Raw genomic sequence first — 22,570 nt, 5'->3', positions numbered from 1 at the left:
CCATGTGGGAGCAAGCTTGCTCGCGATGGGGCCAGACCAGTCGCCGCAGAAGTCGGATCTAGGTAAGATACCGCCCCTTCCCCGCAGCCCTTTCCTGCACCCCGCCGAATAAGCCGATTCCATGCCTTTCGAACTCAGCGTTGACCTCACCACCCTGGCCATTCTGGCTGTCGTTGCCTTTATAGCCGGCTTCATCGACGCGATTGCCGGGGGTGGCGGCCTGCTCACCACGCCCGCACTGCTCACCGCCGGCCTGCCGCCGCACCTGGTGCTGGGCACCAACAAGTTGAGTTCCACCTTTGGCTCGGCCACCGCCAGTTTTACCTTCTACCGACGCAAGCTGTTCCATCCCCGGCAGTGGGTGCATGCCATCGTCGGCACCCTGATCGGCGCATTGACCGGCGCCATCGTCGCGCATTACTTGCCGGCCGAGTGGCTGAACAAAATGCTCCCGGTGATCGTCTTCGCCTGCGGCGTGTACCTGTTGTTCGGCGGTACACCCAAGGCACCGCTGGACAGCGATGCACCGATCAAGAAAAAGTGGCAGTCGACCCAAGGCTTCAGCCTCGGTTTCTACGACGGTGTGGCCGGTCCCGGCACGGGTGCATTCTGGACCGTCAGCACCCTGCTGATGTACCCCATCGATCTGGTGAAGGCCAGCGGCGTGGCGCGCAGCATGAACTTCGTCAGCAACATTGCGGCGCTGTCGGTGTTCGTGTTTTCCGGGCAGGTGGACTGGATCATCGGCCTGAGCATGGGCGTGTCGGTGATGGCCGGCGCATTCTTCGGCGCTCGCACCGCCATCAGCGGCGGCGCGAAGTTCATCCGTCCGGTGTTCATCACCGTGGTACTGGGCTTGACCGTGCGGTTAGCCTGGCAACACTGGTTCAGCGTGGCCTAAGCGCCGCGCCACGTAGACGTCGATCAGGTACCGGGCAATCGAGCGTGACGCCGGCAACGGCGGCAGCGCGTGGACGTTGAACCACTGGGCGTCTTCGATTTCATCTTCCTGACAGACAATCTCGCCACCGGCGTACTCGGCATGGAAGCCGAGCATCATCGAATGCGGGAACGGCCAGCACTGGCTGCCCAGGTACTGGATGTTCTTGACCTCGATCTGCACCTCCTCGCGAACCTCGCGAATCAGACAGTCCTCAGCCGACTCACCCGGCTCGGCAAACCCGGCCAACGTGCTGTAGACCCCGCTGACAAAACGCGGCGAACGCGCCAGCAGCACTTCATCGCCACGGGTCACCAGCACGATCATGCTCGGCGAAATCCGAGGGTAATAGCGCAAATCACAAGGCTCGCAGTACATCGCCCGTTCACGCGGAACTTGCGTCGCCGCCTGCCCACAATTGCCGCAGAAGCGATGCTCACGGTACCAGGTGCCAATTTGCGCGGCATAGCCGAGCACCTTGTACACCGTGTGATCGCCCTCAAGCATGAACGCCCGCAGGCCTTTCCAGTTGCAACCCGCAACGTCGCTGGCGCTGCGCAGTTCCAGCAGATAGACCGGCTCACCGTCGAGATGGCCGATGCCGTGTTCGGCGAGAATCGGCAAGTCCTGACGCTTGAGCCATTCACGCGGGAACAGCGCGCCATTGTCATCGAACAGGAAGCCTTCCGGGCTGCGGGCCACGGCCCAGCCGCCGGGTTGATCGGTGTCCAGTACTGCAGTGGTCCAGCGTGAAGTCATGTTTAATCAGTCCAGAAATTCGGGTTTCTGTTTGCTCATATGGGCGGCCATGGCCACGCGCAAATCGGTGGATTGCAGCATGGCGGCGTTCCAGGTGGCGACGTATTCGAGGCCGTCGTCGATGCGGTGGTCGCGCATGTAGCTGATCATCTCTTTGGTGCCGGTGACCGCAATCGGCGACTTGCTGGCGATTTCCCGGGCAATGCCCATGACGCCCTCCAGCAGGCTGGCAGTGTCGCTGTAGACGCGATTGACCAGGCCGATGGTGCGCGCTTCTTCGGCGCCAAACGTGCGACCAGTGTAAGCCAGCTCACGTAGCATGCCGTCACCGATGATACGCGGCAAGCGTTGCAAAGTGCCTACATCCGCCGCCATGCCGATATCGATTTCCTTGATCGAGAATTGTGCGTCTTCGGCGGCGTAGCGCATGTCGCAGGCGGCGATCAGATCAATCGCACCACCCAGGCAATAGCCTTGAATCGCTGCCAGCACCGGCTTGCGGCAATGGTCGACGGCATTGAAGGACGCCTGCAGGGCGAGAATCTTGCGGCGCAGCAGGCGTGCATTGCGGCCGACGTCCTTGCCCAGTTCATTGGCCACGCCAGCCAGCATCATCAGGTCGATGCCGGAGGAGAAGTGCTTGCCGGCACCGCTGAGGACTACCACGCGCGCTTCATCGGTGTCGTCGATCCACTGGAAAATCTCGATGATCTCGCTCCAGAACGCGGCGTTCATGGCGTTGATCTTTTCCGGACGGTTGATCTGCACATGGGCGATGTTGTCGGCGAGTTCGACGGTGAACGCGGTGTACTGAGACATGGCAGTGATCCTTTTACCGGGCAAAAAATGAGGTCCGGACTATAACAAGGCATTGGCGGGGGGAGTAAGGCAGTGGTTCGGCCAAAAGCGGGACTCTGCAGGGATTTGTGCTGTCTGGGTGGGCCTGCTCGCGAAGGCCACACCACCGATCTAACTGCCCTTAACCGCGACGAACGCCGCGGTCTCATAAGGCACCGTCACCACATCCCGCCCACGCAACGCCGGCTCCCCGGCAATCAACGCCCGAACCTGCTCATCCACCCTCGCCCGCTGCGCCTGCGGCAACGCCGCAATAAAACTGGTTGAACGCACTCGATTGAAAATCACATCCTCAGGCGCCCCTGTATGGCCATGGCTGAAATGCTGCGCCTGCAACGACCCAAACGCCGGGTGAGGAAACGCCTGGCGCCAGGCACCGGTGTAATAGCGCGGCGTATCGCCTTCCAGCGCATTGACGATCGCATCCAGTTTCGGCACCCAACTCACCCGGGTATCGCGCACGTTCCACACCAACCCCAACCGCCCACCCGGTTTCAGGACCCGGGCAATTTCGGTCAGCGCTTCGGCACTGGCAAACCAGTGGAAGGCCTGGGCGCAGACCACCACGTCCACACACGCATCCGGCAGCGGCAGATCCATGGCAGTGCCGCTCACGGCCAACACCTCGGGATGAGCCAGGGAGAGTTTTTCCAGCATCTGCGGTACGGGCTCAACGGCAATCACCTGCGCCCCGGTCGCCAGCAAGCGGCCGGTGAATTTGCCGGTGCCGGCCCCCAGGTCGATCACGGTGCTGTCCGCGTTCAAGCCCAGCGTACCGGTCAACCAGTCGGCTACGGCCGGCGGATAGTCCGGGCGGCCGCGAACATAGGTGTCGGCGCCGGTCTTGTATCCCGCCGCTGCAGAATGATGAACGTAGTCTTTCATGGCAGTTCTCCGCTGGACAACGAATGCTGTCGAGCATAGCGCCTAGGTTTAAGCTTTCCTTGTAATGATCAGCACAAAGAAATGAATAATTGTTCACGCTGCGGTGTTCTTGTATCAGCACCACGAACGATGGTGGATCAAACCCTGGAGCCTTGCCCATGAACCTGCGTTTTGCTGTTTTCACCGCCCCGCTGCTGCTTGCCGGTTGTCTGACGGCAGCGCTGACCAGTTCCCTGGCCCTGGCCCATGGCGACGAAGATGAGCCCGCCAAACCCAACTGCCCGAAAGGCCAGGTCTTCGATTCCAAATCGCAAAAATGCCTCAGGCAGACCAGCAGTCTGGTGCCGGATGCCGACCGCACCAATTACGCCTATCGTCTGGCCAAGGACGGTCGCTACGAAGAAGCCCTGGCCCTGCTTGATACACTGAAAGATCCGAACACGGCCAAAGCCTTGAACTATCGCGGCTACGCGACGCGTAAACTGGGGCGCACCGACGAAGGCATCGGTTACTACCTGCAATCGGTCAAACTCGACCCGCAGTATGCGCAAGTGCGCGAGTACCTCGGCGAGGCCTATGTGATCAAAGGCCGACTGGACCTCGCGCAAGAACAGTTGCAGCACATCAAATCGATTTGCGGCAGCACGTGCGAGGAATACCAGGACCTGGCCGAAGCGATAAACGATTCATCGAAAACCTGACACTGATTAAACGACGGAGGTCGCTATCGCCAGCGATCATGCAATCAGGGCCGAACTGGGCCAACATCTAGCGCGATTGTGGCGCTATGGCTTGCTGCTGTCCCGGCAACGGCATGTGGCCGAAGACCTGGTGCAGGCGACCTGCGTGCGGGCGCTGGAGCGTGCCGGGCAGTTTGTCCCCGGCACGCGCATGGACCGCTGGCTGTTGAGCATTCTGCATTCGATCTGGCTCAACGAAGTGCGCGCCCGCCGGGTGCGCCAGGGTCAGGGGTTGGTGGACGCCGAAAGCCAGTTATCGTTTGACGGCGAGCACGCGGCGCAAACCCATGTGCGCGCAGCCCAGGTGATCAGGCGTGTCGACGCGCTGCCCGAAGCCCAGCGCGAAACCGTGTACCTGGCGTACGTCGAAGGCTTGTCGTATCGCGAAGTCGCCGAGGTGCTGCAAGTGCCCGTCGGGACGGTCATGAGCCGGCTGGCCGCTGCACGGGTGAAACTGGCCGAATATCCACCGCTGCATGCTGTACCGAACCCTTCCTCGGGAGAACGTCGATGAACGAACGCGCCGCACCGTCGGACGAGCAACTGGTGGCCTACCTCGACGACCAGCTCGATGCCGAGCAACGCGCCCGCATCGACACGGCCATCGCCGAGGATTCGGCGCTCAACCTGCGCCTGCAATGGCTGGCCCGCAGCAGCCTGCCGTTCAAGGACGCGTTTGCCCAATTGTCGCAACAGGCGCCCATCGATCGCTTGCAGTCCATGCTCGACACCTTGCCTTCGCCTGAACGTCCGTCGATGGATCGTCGCTGGTTTCTGGCGGCCGCGGCCGGGTTGGTGGTCACCAGCGTGGTGGCGGATCGCTTGTTCCTCGGCTGGCAATTGAGCCAGGAAAAGAACAACTGGCGCGGGTTGGTGGCGGATTACATGTCGCTCTACGTGCCTGAAACCCTGGAACACTTGCCCAGCGATGAAGCCACCCAACTTGCGCAACTGCGCTCCATCGATACGCGCCTGGGCCTGAGCCTTGCGCCCGCGAAGCTGACCTTGCCGCGCGCTGAGTTCAAGCGTGCGCAAATCCTCGAATACGATGGGGTGCCGATTGCCCAGATCACCTACCTGGACCCTGCGAATGGCCCGATGGCGTTGTGCGTCACGCTCTCCAATAGCGGCAGCCGGCACTTCGCCCGTGAGCGTCGGCACGGCATGAACGTCGTGTATTGGGCGGACATGGAACACGCATGGATGCTGATCGGGCACAACCCGGCGGCGGAACTCGAAGACATGGCCAAGTTATTGCGTACGCGACTCAGCACATAGTTCTATAGCAGCTGTCGAGCCTGCGAGGCTGCGCAGCTGCTACAAAGAACGCGTCAGGGTTGGGTGGGTAACCACAAGCGGAAACGTGCACCGCCTAGCGGGGACGGTTCGACCGTCAGGGTGCCGCCCTGCGCCTCCAGCGCCCGACGGCTGATCGCCAGCCCCAGGCCAAATCCGCCCGTAGCCCGATCCCGACTGCGGTCCAACCGATAAAACGGTTCAAAAATCCGCTCACGCTCGTCATCCGGAATGCCGATCCCGTCGTCATCCACCCAGATCTCACAGCCCTTCGCACACACCTGCACGCCAACCTGAATGCGTTTTTCGCAATAGCGCATGGCGTTGCGTAACAGGTTCTGGATCGCGCGGGCGGTCAGGCGCGGGTCGAGGGTGAAGCGTTCGAGTTGGCCATGAAGCAGCACATCCATCACGATATGCGGCGACTCCAGCTCTTCATCAACGCTGCCCAGAATGCTGTCGATAAACTCGTCCAGCGCGACTTCAACCTGCTCCGGCACTTGCGCCGGGTTTTGCAGGCGGCTGTAGGACAGCAATTCCAGGACCAATTCATCCAGCTCACGGATGTGCGCGACCAACCCTTGCAAGCGCTCGCGACTGGTCACGGGCAGGTCATCGGACAGCGCCAGCGCCAGGCCAAAATCCAGGCGGGTCAGCGGTGTGCGCAGTTCGTGGGATACAGCGTTGAGCAAGTCGCGCTGCTGGTTCAGCAGGTTTTCGATGTCGCCGGCCATGGTGTCGAAGACATTGGCCAGGCTGCCAATGTTGGAATGCCGGGAAATCCGTGTGCGTTCGCTCAGATGGCCTTTGCCGAAACGCTCGGCGGTGCCTTTGAGGCGTTCCAGATCACGCCAGTGCGGGCGCAGCCACAGCAGCAGGCAAGCGAGCATGGTCGCCCCGATCAGGACGTTGATGCTCCAGTACAACAGGCTGACGTCCATCGGGTCCGGCGGCACGATCATTTGCACCACCGTTTGCTCGTTCAACGGCGCCACGGCGAGCGTGCGCCAGCCCCAGTCGCCGATGCGCACCACGTTCTCGCCGCTTTGCAGGCGTTCGCGCTCGTACAAGGTGAAATCCGGGTCGTCATTGCGCGTCAACGCGATGTGCAGCGGGGCGAAATCCTTGTCCATCTCGACCGCCAACGCCGGCCATTGCACTTCAGGCACGGCGTGAAACTGTTTGACGATGAGGGTTTGCAAGCCGCGCGAATAGTCGAGGTTGTAGGTGACAAAGCGTTCATGGAAGACCTTGATCACCAGGTCCGGCACCAGGTAAATCGCCGCGCTGAACGAGACGATGGTCACCAGATACAGGCGAAACAGAATCCTGAACATCGTCTCAGCATTCCCACTCGGAACGACTGAACAGGTAGCCCTTGCCCCACACCGTCTTGATCTTGCGCGCTTCACCGGCGTGGTCGTCAAACTTGCGCCGCAACTTGGAAATCGCCACGTCCACCGAACGGTCGGTGCCGTTGAATTCGATGCCGCGCAGGCGTTGCAGGATCTGGTCGCGACTCAGCACTTCGCCGGCATGACGGGCCAGCACCACCAGCAGGTTGTATTCGCCGCTGGACAGCTCGACCAATTGCTCACGCCAGGTCACCGTGCGCTCCGACAGGTCGATGCACAGGTTGCCCATAAGGATGCGGTCGTTGGCGGTTTGCGGCTCGCCAAGGCTGCTGCGGCGCAACAGCGTGCGCACGCGGGCCAGCAGGACGCGGGGCTCGCAGGGCTTGGTGACGTAATCGTCGGCGCCCATTTCCAGGCCCAGGACTTGATCGTGGCTGTCGTCGCGGGCGGTGAGCATCAGGATCGGCAGCGTCGCCGAATCCGCCCGCAGCAAGCGGCACACTTGCAGGCCGTCGAGGCCCGGCAGCATCAGGTCGAGGATCACCAGGTCCGGCGGATTGACCCGCGCACGCTCCCGCACATGATCGCCACGGCTGATCACGCTGACCGAATAGCCGTTGCGTTCCAGGTAGCTGGCGATCAGTTCGGAGAGCGCGGTGTCGTCTTCGACCAAGAGGATGTTGGGCATGGGGTGTTCCAGAAAGTGCTGTGGCGACGGGTCGGGCGCTATCGCGAGCAAGCTCGCTCCCACAGTTGATTGGGGATGTTCACAACATCTGTGTCTACACCAAATCCCTGTGGGAGCGGGCTTGCCCGCGATGGCGGCTTGACCGTCGCAAAAAATATCAAGTCGCCAAGGATATACGCCCTCACCCCCGCTTGAGTAAAACCCTTACACAATTTCACACAGCACCAACAAAGCTTCACCGCTACCCTCGTCCGCTCCCCGTAGGATGCGGGTGGTCATTATTGGGGTAATTCCATGTCAAAGAATCTGTTCGCCACGCTCGGCCTGCTTGCATTGGCGCTGACGCTGAGCGCCTGTGACAAGTCCTCCACCGCCGAAGAACAGGCGCCGCTGGCTACCGTGCGTATCGAAACCATCGAAGCCCGCCCCCTGTCGATCACCAGCGAATTGAGCGGGCGGATTGCTGCGCCGAGGATTGCCGAAGTCCGGGCCCGTGTCGCCGGCGTCGTGTTGCAACGCACCTTCAACGAAGGCAGCGATGTGAAGAAAGGCGACGTGCTGTTCCGTATCGATCCGGCGCCCTTCAAGGCTGACCTGGACAGCGCCGAAGCGGCGTTACGCAAGGCCGAGGCCAATGCGTTCCAGGCCCGGCTGCAAGAGCAGCGTTATGCCCAACTGATCGAAGGAAACGCCATCAGCGGCCAGGATTACGACAACGCCCGCGCCAACGTCCGGCAAACCGCCGCCGACGTCGCCGCCAACAAAGCCGCCGTGGAACGGGCGAAGCTCAACCTCGGTTATGCCACCGTCACCGCGCCGATTTCCGGTCGCGTCGGCCGTGCGCTGGTGACCGAAGGTGCACTGGTCGGGCAAAACGAAACCACGCCACTGGCGCTGATTCAGCAGCTCAACCCGATCCATGCCGATCTGACCCAGTCCACCCGCGAACTCAATGACTTGCGCCGCGCCTTTCGCTCCGGCCAGTTGCAGCAAGTCGGCCAGGGCCAGGCCAAAGCCACGTTGATCCAGGACGATGGCAGCCTCTACCCGCTGCCGGGCAAGCTGTTGTTCACCGACATCACCGTCGACCCGAGCACTGGCCAGATCATCCTGCGCAGCGAATTCCCCAACCCGGACCTCGACTTGCTGCCCGGCAGTTTCGTGCGGGTGCGCCTGGAACAAGCGGTGAATCAGCAAGGCATCAGCGTGCCGCAACGGGCGATCCAGCGTGACAGCGCCGGCATTGCCCACGTGTTGCTGCTGGACCCCGAGCAGCGCGTCGGCCTGCAACCGGTTGAACTGGGCGCGGTTCAGGACGATCGCTGGATCGTCACCGGCGGCCTCAAACCCGGCGACCGCATCGTCACCGAAGGCCTGCAACACGCACGCCCCGGTGAACACGTGCAGATCGACAGTTCCCCTCTTCCACTTGCCCAGGTTTCCGGGCAGTAAGCAGGACGCTTTTTATGCCGCAGTTCTTTATTGATCGCCCGGTGTTTGCCTGGGTGGTTGCCTTGTTCATCCTGCTGGCCGGCGCATTGGCCATTCCGCAGTTGCCCGTGGCGCAGTACCCGGATGTCGCCCCGCCGCAAATTGAAATTTATGCCCAGTACCCGGGCGCTTCGGCGCAGACCGTGGACGAAAGCGTGGTCAGCCTGATCGAGGAAGAACTCAACGGCGCCGATCATTTGCTGTACTTCGAGTCGCAAAGCAGCCTCGGCAGCGCCACGATCAAGGCCACCTTCCAACCGGGTACAGACCCGGAAATGGCCCAGGTCGACGTGCAAAACCGCCTCAAGGTCGTGGAGTCGCGGCTGCCGCAAGCGGTCAATCAGCAAGGCCTGCAAGTCGAGAAAGTCTCCGCCGGTTTCCTGTTGCTGGTCACCCTCACCTCCAGCGACGGCAAACTCGACGACGTGGCGCTCAGCGATTACCTGGCGCGCAACGTGATGAACGAGATCAAGCGCCTGGACGGCGTCGGCAAGGCGCAGTTGTATGGTGCAGAACGGGCGATGCGCATCTGGATCGACCCGCAGAAGCTGATTGGTTTCAACCTGACCCCGGCCGACGTCAATGCCGCCATCGTCGCGCAGAACGCCCAGGTGTCCGCCGGCAGCATCGGTGATTTGCCGACTCGTACTACACAGGAAATCACCGCGACGATTCTGGTGAAGGGCCAGTTGTCGACGCCGGAAGAATTCGCCGACATCGTGCTCAAGGCCAACCCCGACGGTTCCACCGTGCGCATTGGCGATGTCGCGCGGGTCGAGATCGGCAGCCAGGAATACAACTTCTCCACCCGCTTGAACGGCAAGCCGTCGACCGCCGTCAGCGTGCAACTGGCGCCCGGCGCCAATGCCTTGAGCACCGCCACGTTAGTCCGCGCGAAGATGGATGAACTGTCGCGCTACTTCCCGGCCGGCGTGGAATACAAAATCCCCTACGACACCTCGCCGTTTGTCAAAGTCTCGATCACCAAAGTGGTTTACACCCTGGGCGAGGCAATGCTGCTGGTGTTTGCGGTGATGTTCCTGTTCTTGCAAAACATCCGTTACACGCTGATCCCGACGCTGGTAGTGCCGGTCGCGTTGATGGGTACGTTTGCGACCATGTTGGCGCTGGGCTTTTCGATCAACGTGCTGACCATGTTCGGCATGGTGTTGGCCATCGGCATTCTGGTGGACGACGCCATCGTGGTGGTGGAGAACGTGGAGCGGATCATGGCCACCGAAGGCCTGTCGCCCAAGGAAGCGACGCGCAAGGCAATGACGCAGATCACCGGGGCAATCATCGGCATTACCCTGGTGCTGGTGGCGGTGTTCATCCCGATGGCGTTCATGCAGGGTTCGGTCGGGGTCATTTACCAGCAGTTTTCATTGTCGATGGCCACGTCGATCCTGTTCTCGGCATTCCTCGCACTGACCTTGACCCCGGCGCTGTGCGCGACGTTGCTCAAACCGATTGCCAAGGGTGAACATCACGAAAAAACCGGGTTCTTCGGCTGGTTCAACCGTGGCTTCGAACGCTTGACCGATCGCTATCAAGGCTGGGTTGCCTATGCGTTGAAACGCACCGGCCGATACCTGCTGATCTATGGCGTGCTGCTGATCGGTCTGGGCGTATGTTTCAGTCGTCTGCCCTCCTCGTTCCTGCCGGTCGAGGATCAGGGGTACACCATCACCGACATTCAGTTGCCACCGGGCGCGAGCAAGAACCGCACGGTGCAGGTGGTTGAGCAGATTGAAGCGCACAACGCCACCGAACCGGGAATTGGCGACAGCACGATCATTCTCGGTTTCAGTTTTTCCGGCAGCGGGCAGAACGCCGCGCTGGCGTTTTCCACGCTCAAGGATTGGTCTGAACGCGGCAGTGACGATTCGGCGAGTTCGATTGCCGACCGGGCCAACGTCACGTTGAGTCAGATCAAGGACGCCGTGGTGTTCTCGGTTCTGCCGCCACCGGTTGACGGCCTCGGCACCTCCAGCGGTTTCGAGTTCCGTTTGCAGGACCGTGCTGGCCTCGGCCATGCCACGCTGATGCAGGCGCGCAGCGAACTGCTCGCAGCGGCCGAGAAGAGCCCGATCCTGATGAACGTGCGTGAAAGTGCCTTGGCCGAAGCACCGCAAGTGCAACTGGAGGTCGACCGCAAGCAAGCCAACGCGCTGGGCGTTTCTTTTGCCGACATCGGCAATGTGCTGTCCACCGCTGTCGGCTCGGCCTACATCAACGACTTCCCCAATCAGGGCCGGATGCAACGAGTCGTCGTGCAGGCTGAAGGCGATCAGCGCAGTCAGGTGGCTGATCTGCTGAAGATGCACGTACGCAATACCCACGGAAAAATGGTGCCGTTGTCGGCCTTCGTCCAGGCCAAATGGACCCAGGGCCCGGCGCAACTGACCCGTTATAACGGCTACCCGGCGATAGCCATTTCCGGTGAACCGTCGCCGGGTCACAGCACCGGTGAAGCCATGGCGGAAATCGAGCGGTTGGTCGCACAAGGGCCCGCGGGACTGGGTCAGGAATGGACCGGATTGTCGTTGCAAGAGCGATTATCCGGCAGTCAGGCACCGATTCTGCTCGGCCTGTCGCTGCTGATCGTGTTCCTGTGCCTGGCCGCACTGTACGAGAGCTGGTCCATTCCGACCTCGGTGCTGCTGGTGGTGCCGCTCGGCGTGCTTGGCGCGGTATTGGCCGTGACCTCTCGCGGAATGCCCAACGACGTGTTCTTCAAGGTCGGACTGATCACCATCATCGGGCTGTCGGCTAAAAACGCGATCCTGATCATCGAGTTCGCCAAGAGCCTCTATGACGAAGGGCATGACCTGATCGATGCCACGCTGCAAGCCGCACGGTTGCGGTTGCGACCGATTGTCATGACGTCGCTGGCATTCATTCTGGGCGTGGTGCCTTTGGCAATTGCCACGGGCGCGAGCTCGGCGAGCCAGCAGGCGATAGGCACCGGCGTGATTGGCGGGATGATCACGGCAACGCTGGCGGTGGTGTTTGTCCCGGTGTTTTTCGTGGTGGTGATGAAGTGGGTCAGACGATTTAACAAAAACCACTGAACCACTTCATTCTATAAACCCTGTTTTTTAAGCCAACTATCCCCCGTGAACTGTCAAATCTGACAGTTCACGGGGTTCGCATTCCTCTTTACGCTGGGTTCAACACTCGACAACGTCGTCGAGCACGCAATGAACCCCAGCGAAGGAATGCCCAGATGAAAAAATCAGCCCGCCCTACACCAAACGCCACTATCGGAACGTGCACCGCAGATCTTGGCGAGCGCGGAAAGTTTGTGGGCGACGAAAAAAAAATGAAGTTATACAAAGATCCCGGTGAAGGTCGCTGGTATGCAATGGCCACTCATAACGTCGAGAAAGATAAACCGCACTATTACGATCTCGCCTTCGTCATTCCTGATGAGGGTAATGTGGCGGACAAGGTTTACGAAATTGATGACGACTTCCACAACCTGAAGACCGTCAAAGCCACCTTTTGGGAGCGCAATGGACCAGGCGCCGAAGCGTTTATAGCCAAGTCGGGGCGTTTGACCTTCACCATCAACGAAAGCACTGGGAATGCCACCGCTACCTTCGAGTTTCAGACAGACAAACAAGTCACTGTGACCGAAGGGAAGTTCGACCTGGAAGGCTTTGATCCAAGCCTGATGGTGTCGACGGAGCACAAAGCCTTCGAGAGTTTCACCGCTGACATTCAAGACGGCGAGTTCCCGAAAAATTACAGTGCTGTTGAATTTTCCCTCACCCGGCAAGAGGGTAACGAAATCAACTTTCCACTGGCGCATTGGTTGGGCTGGTCCAAACAACCCGGCACGCCGAATGCCGTCATTTCCCTGTTCGTCGCCACTACGCTTGATGCCAACAAGGAATACACCCTCAGTCGCAACAGCAATGAAGTTCGGGCGATGTACATCGATTTTGATGCCTCCGGGATACGGAGTTACCTCTCCATAGGCGGGACGCTCAAGCTCGACTCCATCCCACTCGAGGATTCATCCTTGTGTGTCTTGAAGGGTTCTATCGAATTCGAAGCCGAACGCTCGGACGGGTCAAAAACCATCAGCGTGAAAAAAGGGCTGTTCCATTTCGACGGCACAAAGCATCCGGCCTGAGCATTTTGATAAAAGGCAAAAGCTCCGCACTTGCCGCATCACTCACGGCAGGGCTATGGTGCTGCAAAGCCCCTGACCGTGAGTCTTCATGCCCTTCCTCGCGCGCACCCACCCTCGCCTGTCCGCCGCCGCTACCCTGGGTGTCGCGGCAGGCATTCTGGCTCCGGTCGATTCGATCATCAGCAAAATCCTTATAGGCTGGAATGTCGGGGTGTGGACTTACCTGATCCTGATGCTCTGGCTCGCCGCCCGCGCCAAAGCGCCGGATGTAAAGCGTATTGCCGAGATTGAAGACGAAAATGCCGGCCTGGTGTTGTTCGTGGTGAGCATCGCCGCGCTTGCCAGCCTCGCGACCATCACCTTCGAACTGGCTGGCAGCAAGGAGCTGGAAACCACCCGCAAGCTCCTGCATTACGGCTTCACCGCACTGACGATCATCGGTTCATGGCTGTTGATCGGGGTGATTTTCAGCGTGCATTACGCTCGCCTGTTCTACACCTGGGACGGCAAGGACCTGGCGCTGCGTTTCGCCGAAGGACTGGAAACCCCCAATTACTGGGACTTCCTGTACTTCTCTTTCACCATTGGCGTGGCGGTGCAAACCTCGGATGTCGGTGTGGCGACACGGGGTATTCGCAAAATCGTGCTGGCGCAATCGTTGATCAGTTTTCTGTTCAACACGGCGATTCTGGGGTTTTCGATCAATATTGCGGCGGGGTTGTTTGGCTGATGGCTGCACAAACGTTCTAGTCATTGTTCCCTGCGTGGGTGTCAAATAAGTCGGCAATCCGTTTCGCAGGTGCAGCATGACCCATCACAACTGGATCGACCTGGCTCAAGACGCCGACACCGGCATCGAAACCCTGCGCGCCCATTTCGAGGGCCACGCTTACGATCCGCACTGGCATGACAGCTATCTGGTGGGCATGACCGAGCAAGGTGTCCAGCAGTTCAATTGTCGGCGCACCCGCCACCAAAGCACGCCGGGCAAGGTATTCCTGCTGGAACCGGGGGACATTCATGACGGTGAGGCGCCGACGGAGGATGGTTTCACCTACCGCATGTTGTACCTCGACCCACTGTGGTTGCAGCAGGAACTGGGCGCCGTTTTCGAACATGCCCCCGACCATAGCCAATTGAGTTTTGCCACCACCCTGGCCAGCGACACCCGACTGGCTCAGGCCACCAGTCTGGCCTTTCAGACACTGCATGGAGGCGAACTGAAGATCGTGCGCCAGGCCGCCCTCGACGGTTTACTCGGACGCCTGACCAGCCACCTGCGCTGGCGCGCGCGTTATGCCGAAGACCCGCGCCTGCCGCTGGTCGCGCAAAAAGCCCGGGAGTACTTGCACGCCAATGCTCAATACGACATCGGCCTCGACCAGGTGGCCGCAGCAACCGGTGTAGACCGATACCGCCTGACCCGCGCCTTCAAGGCAGCCTACGGCCTGGCGCCCCATGCCTATCTGGTGCAATTGCGCCTGGCCACTGCCCGACGCCTGTTGGCCCGTGGCGCACAGCCGGCGACGGTGGCGATGGAACTGGGTTTTGCCGACCAGAGCCATCTGGGGCGCTGGTTCGTTCGGGCGTATGGTTTGACGCCGGCCATGTACCGCAAGCGTTGCTCAAATCTTCCAGACGCTTGAAACGTACTTTGTGAGGATCAGCTTCTGAAATCATTCACGGAGCCCATTCTCATGCCGTCCACTTTCCTTACGATGTTGCCCTTTGTGCTGTTCGCTTTTGTCGCCTCCATTACGCCGGGGCCGACCAACATTCTGGTCATGAGCAACAGCGCTCGTTATGGTTTCAAAGCCGCATTGCCCATTGTCTTCGGCGCTTGCACGAGCGCCGGCTTGATCGTGTTGGCGGTTGGCAACGGCATTGGTGAAACGTTGGATAAGCTGCCGCTCATTGAATTTTTTATGAAGTGGACGGGAGTGCTCTGGCTCAGCTATCTGGCCTGGCAGATTTACCGCTCGCCGGCCACGCTCCCCCACACAGAGCACGCCGCACCGCACAAAGTCGGACTTTGGGCCGGTGCCAGCCTGCAACTGGTCAATCCTAAGACCTGGATGATGGCGTTGGCCGTCGTCAGCGTGTTTGCAGGCTCCGGGGAAGATCGCCAGGTACGAACGCTTTGTCTGTCGATGATCTTTTTTCTGGTTGCGTTGCCGTGCATGGGATCCTGGGCCCTGCTGGGCGCGGGGTCAGCCAAATGGATACGTTCGTCCAGCGCCATGAGACGCTTCAATCAATTCATGGCGTTTTTGCTGTTGGGATCGGCCTGGCTGAGTGTGCTGGCGTAACGTGAACCGGACAGAAAAAAATGCCCCGACCGAGGTCGAGGCATTTTTTCGCTGATTGATCATCAGAAGAAATAGCTCACTCTCAAGCTACTGCTCCAGTCCTGATTGACCGTCGTCCCTTGACTGCCGCCCACCTGACCGGACACCTGCCAGTTGCGTTGCGCCGGCGTCCACTTGAGCCCGGCACCATACTCGAAAGAGCTACTGGCCCGGTCATCATCAAAGCTGTCGTCGTTGATCTTGATTTCGTTGGTTTTCACAAACTCATGGTTGAGCGCCGTGGACAGACTCGGCTCCAACGTGCTGCCGTTATCGAGCGCAATGACGCGGCCGCCACGAATACCCACTTTGCCCTGCAACGAACGCATGGTATCGGCGCTGACTTCGAGGCCATTGTCGAGCTTGTAGTTATCGCTTTGAGTGACGCCTGTCGAGACCTGGAATTGAGGCTCGATGAAGTAGCCATTTTTTAGGTGGATATGTTTGCCCACGGCCACCGAACCGCTTGCGCCCAAGGCCTTGTAGTCGCCCTTGGCCCGGGAGCCATCACTCATGGTCACTTTGGCTTTGTTATCGAACTGGTTGATTTTGGCCATGACATTGACGAACACACCACTTTCAACATCGAAGGTACTGCCGTAAACCCCGGCATTCAGGCTGTCGACAATGGCACTGGAACCGTACTTCAGGTCGATGTTGGTACGGCTCGCTCCGACGAACCCGCCCAGCACCCAAGAGCGTCCGCCCAATTCGACGACCGTATCGGCACCACCGGTGATACCGGTCTGGTTCTGGGTGTATCCATCGCCATAGGCGTTGTCGACATTGTACTGGTTGCCATAAGTGCGGACCCAAACGCTGTTGCTCAGGTTCACCGCGCCGTCATCCATCGCACGCATTGAGGCGTCGGGGCGGATGCTGAGACTACGATCGCCCACCTGGTCGTTGAGCATGGCCGCTTCGGCGTTCAACACGCTGCGCGCACTGCCGGCCAGAGCCAACGCGGTATTGCTTGAAGTACTGACCGTTTCCTTGTCGGGATTGAGGTACAAACCCTCACCTTCCTTCTCCAACCGATACACAAAAGTGCCTGCATCGACGGTGGAGCGATTGGCCAGCGAAAAGTGCGCGTTGCCGGCCGCGATGTTACCCACCTTCACCGGCTCGGCCGTGACCGGCGTAGTGCCGGTCGCAGCGATTTGCAGTTTAAAATCCCCGTTTGCGTTTTGGGCGTCAAGGAAATCGGTGGCGCCGTTGCCGAGGTCGGTGCCCATCACGATCATGCCCTTACCCGAAAGATTAACCACGTTCAGTTGCTGGAACTGCTCGTTGGTCCCCATGCGAACGACACCATCATTCAAGGCAAGATTTTCCAAGGCGCTGTCGCCAGTCATCACCCACTGCGCGGCGTTATTGATATTCACATTACGGGAATTGTTGATCTGACCGGTCAACACCGAACCGTTGTCCAGAAGCACGTTGCCATTGGTGCCGGTTACGACATTACCCGTCATGTTGCTGCCATTGTTCAGCGTCAGGCTGGAAACATTGTCGACATTGCCCTTGAGCGTAGAAAGGTTATCCAGCAGTACGTTGCCATTGGTATCGGTGAGCACGTCACCGGTCATGCTGCTGCCGTTGTTCAGCGCAAGGCTGACGACATTGTCGACGTTGCCGTTGATGACGGAGCCATTGTTCAGGCCGACCGTGGCAGCCGTTCCGGCAACCGCCTGCACATTACCGTTCAACGTGCTGCGGGAATCGAGGCTGACCCGCGTAACGTTCTGCAGATTGCCATCAATAGAGGCTGCGTTTTGCATCAACAGTGCGACGGTGCTGCCGGTATCGGCAATGACATTACCGCTTAATGCACTGGCGTCGACGGTGAGGTTGGCCGTGGAGCGATTGGTCGCCAGGAGCGCCGTGCCATTGCCGCCGATCAGTTCCGTGCCGTTGAGAACATTGATGGTTGCGACCGATCCCGCAGCACCGGACGAGCCCAGCACGATTGCTGAACCTGTTCCTCCTGTCACGCGGCTACCATTGAGCGTCACATCGCTCGCGTTGACGCCGGTCGTGTCGGTAATGATTTGCAGGCCATCTTGCTCACCGGAAATAACGCTCCCAGTCGCCGATAGCGTTGCGCCGCCCAACTGCACGCCGTAACTGGTTGCTCCGGTGCCGCGAAGGGTCGAGTTTTCAACAGTCAATACCGCGAAACCCACCGCGTTTGCACCTCCCAAAGCGCCGGTGATCGTACTGCCCCCCTTGACCGTGGCACTAGAAGATACCGGCGTGTTGATATTGCGCCCCAACAGCACACCAAAACTATTCCCGCTGGTGATGTTCGTGTTGTCAATTGTGGCAGTACTGTCGATCAGCTGAACCGCTCCCCTGCCGGTCGTACTATTGACGTTGGCTCCAGAGATGTTCAGCACCGAAGTATCCGCACTGATGCGCTGGCTTTGGCCACCGTTAAAAACGACGGTGGCTTTTTGTGAATCAATAGACAAGGTAGTTGCGTTATTGATCGTCAATGTTCCCCCTTGAGATACCCCCCAACTTTCCGGCGCGGGTGGATTAGTCACTACTGCGCTTTCGCCTGGCAACAGTGTTCTGCTGTAGGCGTCGGGAGTGGAAACGAGAACAGTCGCAACTGCGGTCGTAATCAATGTTCTTTTAAAAAAAACCGGATATTTAAAACACGAAAAAAAATACATGAAGGACTCCTCAAACCTGCACAATCACACAAGATTTTTCTGGCAGAATAAAAGTCCCACCAGAAGCGCCAGGCAGCCTAAAGATAAAAATTAAATTCTGATGTAGGAAAAATCCTTGTTCATTGGAAAATGATCCTCCAATGGCGTGCCCTTCATCAGATCCTGCCTCCGCTCAATGGAAAAGCATCGCAAGGAAGAAATTCAAACCTCCCTTGCGATGTTAAAAAACCATTTGATTAATTAAGGGGCTGGAGCGGCCGGCGCCGCCGTTTGGTCGCAATAATTGAAACTATTGCTGATGGTATCCAGCGGTTTGAAAACGGGTACAGATGTTTGCTGCCCATTAATCTCGGTTGTATACCAATATTTCCCGAAGGCAATCGCTCCGCGTACCGGTTGTGCTGCTTTGAAAACTGCGGGGCTGCCCACCGGTGCCACATCAGGCACATCGGCGGCCTTAATGACATAATCTTGCGAAGCCTCCGTACCTGGAATCAACTGAGTACCCGCCAGATCGCGATAGGCCGCGAAATGGGCTGTAATGGTTTTACCTGGTGGCAGGAGCGGACTCTTTGCAATAAGCAAACCCAGTTTGTATGCGCTTGTAGGGCTGGTCATCCCGAAGCACTCGATGAAATCACGATTTGCAGGGTTGCGGATAGCGATCGTAGGCGAAGGCAAAGGAATTGGAACGCCACTGACTGTCACCGGTTGCGGCAGGGATTTCATGACGTTCTTGTCAGAACCTGACTTCTGAATCGTCCAGTAAGCCGATACTTCTGGAGTAGGAAGTCCGGAAATGATGTTTGCCGGAACGTCAACTACAAACCCATTTTCGTCTGTAAATGAAACATATTCGGCAATCTTCAGATCATTGATATAGCACGTGGCCGTCTGTTCCGGGGTGATATCTGGATCACTGAGCGCAAATACGACTGTGAATTTACCAGCCTTGTCGCGATCGCCAGGCAGCAAACTATTCGGCGTACCAGAGGCACCAGTGACAACGGGTAGTTGCATAGCCCGGTTTGTCAAATCCGGAAGATCTGGATTCGTTGGACCCGCGTAGTCAAACGCCAACATAAAGGTTGCTTCTGGCGACTCAACGTTGGGGGTCATCCCGGTCCGGGTGATTACAGACATGATCGTGACAGCTTTTGGCTCGTCGGCATCAGCAAATAGTTTTGCAAGGTCTGCATAAGTAAGCGCGAAACTCAGATTCGCACCAGCCCATGGTTGTGGAGCCGTTTCTACAAAGTTGGTCGCGTCAGCCGCATCCTCTAAAATCAAAAAGATTTCGTCGCCCGTTTCCGCATGTTGGATAAACGCGTTTTCGACAATCGCAAAAATCCCACTGGCAATATCGTCCAGAAAAAGCGGAGTGTTGTAGTTTGGATCGGTTTTTGGCACCAAAGGTGCTTTTGTCAGCAACGGTCTTTGCGCAAGAGCCAATGTCAGAAAGGCGGTCGACACTGACTCCAGACTTTGGTTGCCGGGAAGGTCTTTCCAGTCATACACGATATTGACACGCCCGTTCGGGAGTTGACTCAACATCGTATTTGGAAATGAGATAGCACCACTTGCAGGGACTTGATCGTCCCAGACCAAAACCCTCTGAGTGCCGGACACGAGCCAGATGCGCAGATGATCGTCCAGTCGCCGAAGGGGATAACCAACGTTCATTGTAATGTTCAAGTTGGCGTTCGCGGGCAGTGCCCTCCAGGCCTCATTGATAGTGACTTGCGAATCCGTAGGTTTATTGACAAAGACAGGAGCTGGCGTTGGCCTTACTTCTCGTCTTGGGTTTTTCGTATTGAATGGCGCAGTCTGGTCGATTACAAATTTCAGGGTATTGGAAGGTTCCTCGTTACCACCACCTCCCTTATAAAGTTTAATCATCACCTCATAGGTAGTAGGTGTTGCCGGCGTAGGTTGCTCCGGAAACAAGCTAGCGGGTATTTTAAATGGAATGATACGTTCAGGCCTGTCAGCAATTGGCCCTAGGGAAAATGTTTGATCGTGGGCGACTAAAGTCCCACCTTCTACTCCTAAGTAAAGATCAAAATCATCTCCGTCGAGCTCACTAAGGGTGCGAATAAAATTTAAGGTAATTTCCCCGCTATCCAGAACACTTTTCGCGATAAAGCCCTCAGCCAGCGTGTCTATTGTAATAGCCGAGAAAGGTCCAGCATCACTAACACCAACGGATTCAGCTCTTTGCTTTTTAGGTACAGATTGCAGTGTCATCTTTGCTTCTCCTTGTGCATTAAGGCCAGTAGGGCCACTTTCGCCGGGTGTTACTCTGTCTATTCTCACCAAACCTTTTCGTGACTCACCGATCAGCCGCCCAGCTCTAAGCAACTGCCAATAGACGAGGGCCGAGTCGTTATCAATAAGAGGTTTTATATGAGGATCAAATGGAATGCCTTGCTCATATCCTTTATCAATGTCCTGCTGTTGCAATTTTTTATCAAAAGCGCCATATGTATTGGATACAGGCGGACCACTTCCATTCAAACTTAAGTAACCTTGCCAGTGCACTTTGGCAATATCGTCAGGTACTGCAATGCCCGTTGAGGCAGGTATCGCAACGGTTGCGCCGGATGTCAGTGGTGGAGCCGTATTGTTATTCAGATATCCCCAAACCGTGGCATGGGGAAATGTCAGTTCCGCCAGAACGAGAGGTACAGTGTGATCAATCGTCAACTTTCTTTCTGGCGAAGGGTCGGGGATACCGCCTGAACCTTTCCAGACTTTATAAGATAAAAATTCGATGCCATCGATTGCCAAATGCTGCGGTGTCAGTGCGAAATATAAAAAGGCAGGTTGTGGCGGGCTGAAAAATTCAGTGTAAAGCCTTTGCTCAACTCCGCCTCGACGTGTCATGACCCAAAGTTCATCGTTATTCAGAGGGTTGACCCAATAAGGAATAGCAATACGAGTACCATTACGCAGAATATCGAGGGGGACATATCCCTCGATATCGCTATCGTCGATACCCTCGACTGAAAGTGGCGCCGCCAATATTCCTGCGTCTGACTCCGAAGACTTCTTTGCCGTCATCGCATTTACCTGTTTGATGGTAGAAGCACTGCGCGTAACTTCTCAGTCGCTCATGGAAGAATTAAGCGCTAAGCCATCGCACTTGCCTACTGTCATAACTGACAGGTAAATCGACCATTCGTCTGGAAACTAGCCGTGGTACAGGTCCGTCGGCGATGAACTCGACTTGACGAAGAGGCAGGGATTAGTGTTCCCTGAAACCGGTTTCACTGCGATAAAAAAGCCAATCCAACAACAAAAAGCTACCGCCATGAACGATTTCTCCGCCGCCCAGCGTAACCGCGTCACCATGCTCGACGTTGCCGAACACGCTGGCGTGTCCAAGGCCAGCGTCTCGCGTTTCATTGGCGACGACCGCGCCCTGCTCTCCGATGCCACGGCCTTGCGCATCGAGCAGGCAATTGCCCAACTCGGCTACCGCCCCAACCAGATGGCCCGTGGTCTGAAACGCGGACGCACTCGCCTGATTGGCATGCTGGTGGCCGATATCCGCAACCCTTATTCAATTGCCGTGATGCACGGGGTGGAAACCGCCTGCCGTCAGCACGGCTACAGCCTGGTGGTGTGCAACACCGATCGCGATGACGAGCAGGAACGTCAGCACCTGGCGTTGCTGCGCTCCTACAACATCGAAGGCTTGATCGTGAACACCCTGGGCCATCACCGCGACGAACTGCGCGAGTTGCATCGGGAGATGCCGATGGTGCTGGTGGATCGCAAGGTTGAGCAGCTTGAGAGTGACCTGGTCGGGCTGGATAACCCGGCGGCCGTGGAGATGGCCCTCGCCCACTTGCAGGAACGCGGTTATCGCGATGTGTTGATGGTGACCGAGCCGTTTGACGGCACCAGTTCCCGGATCGAGCGGGTCAGCAGTTTCAAGATGCAGATTGAGCAACGTCCGGCGCTGAATGGTGCAGTGGTCGAAACCGGTAGCGAGTTGACCGCCCACGTTAAGACCTTCTTGAACACTCCCGGCTCCGGCCCGAAAGCGCTGTTTTGCGCCAATGGCATTGCCGCGTTGGCCAGTACGCATTCGTTGCGTGAGTTGCAGTGCAATTTGTTTGCGGATGTAGGGTTGATCGCGCTGGATGACCTGGATTGGTATCCGTTGGTGGGCAGCGGGATTACCGCCCTCGCCCAGCCGACGGCCGAGATTGGCGCGAGCGCGTTTGAGTGTCTGCTCAAACGGTTGCGTGGGGATGCCGGAGCGGCGCGGACACTGGATTTTTCTGCGCAGCTGGTTGTTCGGGGATCAACCCTTGGGAATCTTTGGTGAACGTTATGGCCCCTTCGCGAGCAGGCTCGCTCCCACAGTTGAACGC

At 58.2% G+C, this 22,570-nt stretch carries 18 protein-coding genes; 11 read left to right on the top strand and 7 right to left on the bottom strand.

What is annotated here, in order from left to right; translation table 11 throughout:
- Positions 1-121: 121 nt before the first annotated feature.
- A complete protein-coding gene (locus tag D882_RS0109615; protein WP_027923032.1) occupies positions 122-901 on the top strand; it encodes a TSUP family transporter in 780 nt (259 codons plus the stop codon).
- Here D882_RS0109615 and nudC read toward each other — a convergent pair.
- The 3 genes from nudC to D882_RS0109600 all read right to left on the bottom strand — a co-directional run bounded on the left by nudC (position 869) and on the right by D882_RS0109600 (position 3,442).
- The gene (gene nudC, locus D882_RS0109610) at positions 869-1,699 is read right to left on the bottom strand and encodes an NAD(+) diphosphatase (RefSeq protein ID WP_027923031.1); all 831 of its coding nucleotides are present in this window, start codon (positions 1,697-1,699) and stop codon (positions 869-871) included. The two genes, D882_RS0109615 and nudC, sit on opposite strands and share 33 nt — an antisense overlap.
- 6 nt (positions 1,700-1,705) lie before the next feature.
- Positions 1,706-2,518: a crotonase/enoyl-CoA hydratase family protein gene (locus D882_RS0109605; RefSeq protein ID WP_027923030.1), complete on the bottom strand. Its 813-nt coding sequence runs from the start codon at positions 2,516-2,518 to the stop codon at positions 1,706-1,708.
- Between the two features lie 150 nt (positions 2,519-2,668).
- A complete protein-coding gene (locus D882_RS0109600; protein ID WP_027923029.1) occupies positions 2,669-3,442 on the bottom strand; it encodes a class I SAM-dependent methyltransferase in 774 nt (257 codons plus the stop codon).
- A 158-nt stretch (positions 3,443-3,600) separates the two neighbouring features.
- Here D882_RS0109600 and D882_RS0109595 point away from each other — a divergent pair, with 158 nt between their 5' ends.
- Genes D882_RS0109595 through D882_RS0109585 form a run of 3 tightly spaced genes read left to right on the top strand, consistent with a single transcriptional unit; the run spans position 3,601 to position 5,460 of the window.
- A complete protein-coding gene (locus D882_RS0109595) occupies positions 3,601-4,143 on the top strand; it encodes a tetratricopeptide repeat protein (protein WP_027923028.1) in 543 nt (180 codons plus the stop codon).
- A gap of 55 nt (positions 4,144-4,198) precedes the next feature.
- Positions 4,199-4,696, top strand: coding sequence for an RNA polymerase sigma factor (locus D882_RS0109590; protein ID WP_081743930.1), 498 nt, complete (start codon positions 4,199-4,201; stop codon positions 4,694-4,696).
- Entirely contained in the window at positions 4,693-5,460 is a 768-nt protein-coding gene (locus tag D882_RS0109585; protein ID WP_027923026.1) for an anti-sigma factor, read from the top strand. The genes D882_RS0109590 and D882_RS0109585 overlap by 4 nt, the downstream gene beginning before the upstream one ends.
- A gap of 53 nt (positions 5,461-5,513) precedes the next feature.
- Here D882_RS0109585 and D882_RS0109580 read toward each other — a convergent pair whose 3' ends face one another.
- Positions 5,514-6,815 (bottom strand): ATP-binding protein, encoded by a 1,302-nt coding sequence (locus D882_RS0109580; protein ID WP_027923025.1) that lies wholly within the window; start codon positions 6,813-6,815, stop codon positions 5,514-5,516.
- 4 nt (positions 6,816-6,819) lie between these two features.
- Positions 6,820-7,521 carry a response regulator transcription factor gene (locus D882_RS0109575; protein ID WP_027923024.1) on the bottom strand — a complete coding sequence of 234 codons (702 nt, stop codon included), beginning with the start codon at positions 7,519-7,521 and terminating at the stop codon, positions 6,820-6,822.
- Between the two features lie 294 nt (positions 7,522-7,815).
- Between D882_RS0109575 and D882_RS0109570 the strand changes: the two genes are divergently transcribed.
- The 6 genes from D882_RS0109570 (at position 7,816) to D882_RS0109545 (ending at position 15,465) form a co-directional block, all read left to right on the top strand.
- The gene (locus D882_RS0109570) at positions 7,816-8,973 is read left to right on the top strand and encodes an efflux RND transporter periplasmic adaptor subunit (protein WP_027923023.1); all 1,158 of its coding nucleotides are present in this window, start codon (positions 7,816-7,818) and stop codon (positions 8,971-8,973) included.
- 14 nt (positions 8,974-8,987) lie between these two features.
- Positions 8,988-12,086, top strand: a complete 3,099-nt coding sequence (locus D882_RS0109565) for an efflux RND transporter permease subunit (RefSeq protein ID WP_027923022.1) — start codon at positions 8,988-8,990, stop codon at positions 12,084-12,086.
- A 155-nt stretch (positions 12,087-12,241) separates the two neighbouring features.
- The gene (locus D882_RS0109560) at positions 12,242-13,156 is read left to right on the top strand and encodes a hypothetical protein (RefSeq protein ID WP_155953715.1); all 915 of its coding nucleotides are present in this window, start codon (positions 12,242-12,244) and stop codon (positions 13,154-13,156) included.
- 88 nt (positions 13,157-13,244) lie between these two features.
- On the top strand, positions 13,245-13,886 hold the full coding sequence (locus D882_RS0109555) for a DUF1345 domain-containing protein (RefSeq protein ID WP_027923020.1): 642 nt from the start codon (positions 13,245-13,247) through the stop codon (positions 13,884-13,886).
- 76 nt (positions 13,887-13,962) lie between these two features.
- Positions 13,963-14,802 (top strand): AraC family transcriptional regulator, encoded by an 840-nt coding sequence (locus D882_RS0109550; RefSeq protein ID WP_027923019.1) that lies wholly within the window; start codon positions 13,963-13,965, stop codon positions 14,800-14,802.
- Between the two features lie 51 nt (positions 14,803-14,853).
- Positions 14,854-15,465, top strand: a complete 612-nt coding sequence (locus D882_RS0109545; protein ID WP_027923018.1) for a LysE family translocator — start codon at positions 14,854-14,856, stop codon at positions 15,463-15,465.
- 62 nt (positions 15,466-15,527) lie between these two features.
- Here the strand turns inward: D882_RS0109545 and D882_RS0109540 are convergent, their stop codons facing one another.
- On the bottom strand, positions 15,528-18,185 hold the full coding sequence (locus tag D882_RS0109540) for an autotransporter outer membrane beta-barrel domain-containing protein (RefSeq protein ID WP_081743929.1): 2,658 nt from the start codon (positions 18,183-18,185) through the stop codon (positions 15,528-15,530).
- 240 nt (positions 18,186-18,425) lie between these two features.
- Positions 18,426-21,248 carry a hypothetical protein gene (locus D882_RS01000000130940; RefSeq protein WP_177327601.1) on the bottom strand — a complete coding sequence of 941 codons (2,823 nt, stop codon included), beginning with the start codon at positions 21,246-21,248 and terminating at the stop codon, positions 18,426-18,428.
- Positions 21,249-21,498: 250 nt separating this feature from the next.
- Between D882_RS01000000130940 and D882_RS0109530 the strand changes: the two genes are divergently transcribed.
- Positions 21,499-22,524 carry a LacI family DNA-binding transcriptional regulator gene (locus D882_RS0109530; RefSeq protein WP_027923015.1) on the top strand — a complete coding sequence of 342 codons (1,026 nt, stop codon included), beginning with the start codon at positions 21,499-21,501 and terminating at the stop codon, positions 22,522-22,524.
- Positions 22,525-22,570: the final 46 nt, after the last annotated feature.

Origin of the sequence: Pseudomonas sp. URMO17WK12:I12 (assembly GCF_000514395.1) — a bacterium.
In the GTDB taxonomy this organism is placed as follows: domain Bacteria; phylum Pseudomonadota; class Gammaproteobacteria; order Pseudomonadales; family Pseudomonadaceae; genus Aquipseudomonas; species Aquipseudomonas mucoides.
The sequence above is the reverse complement of the archived record's forward strand: the minus strand, read 5'-3'. Positions and strand labels throughout refer to the sequence as shown.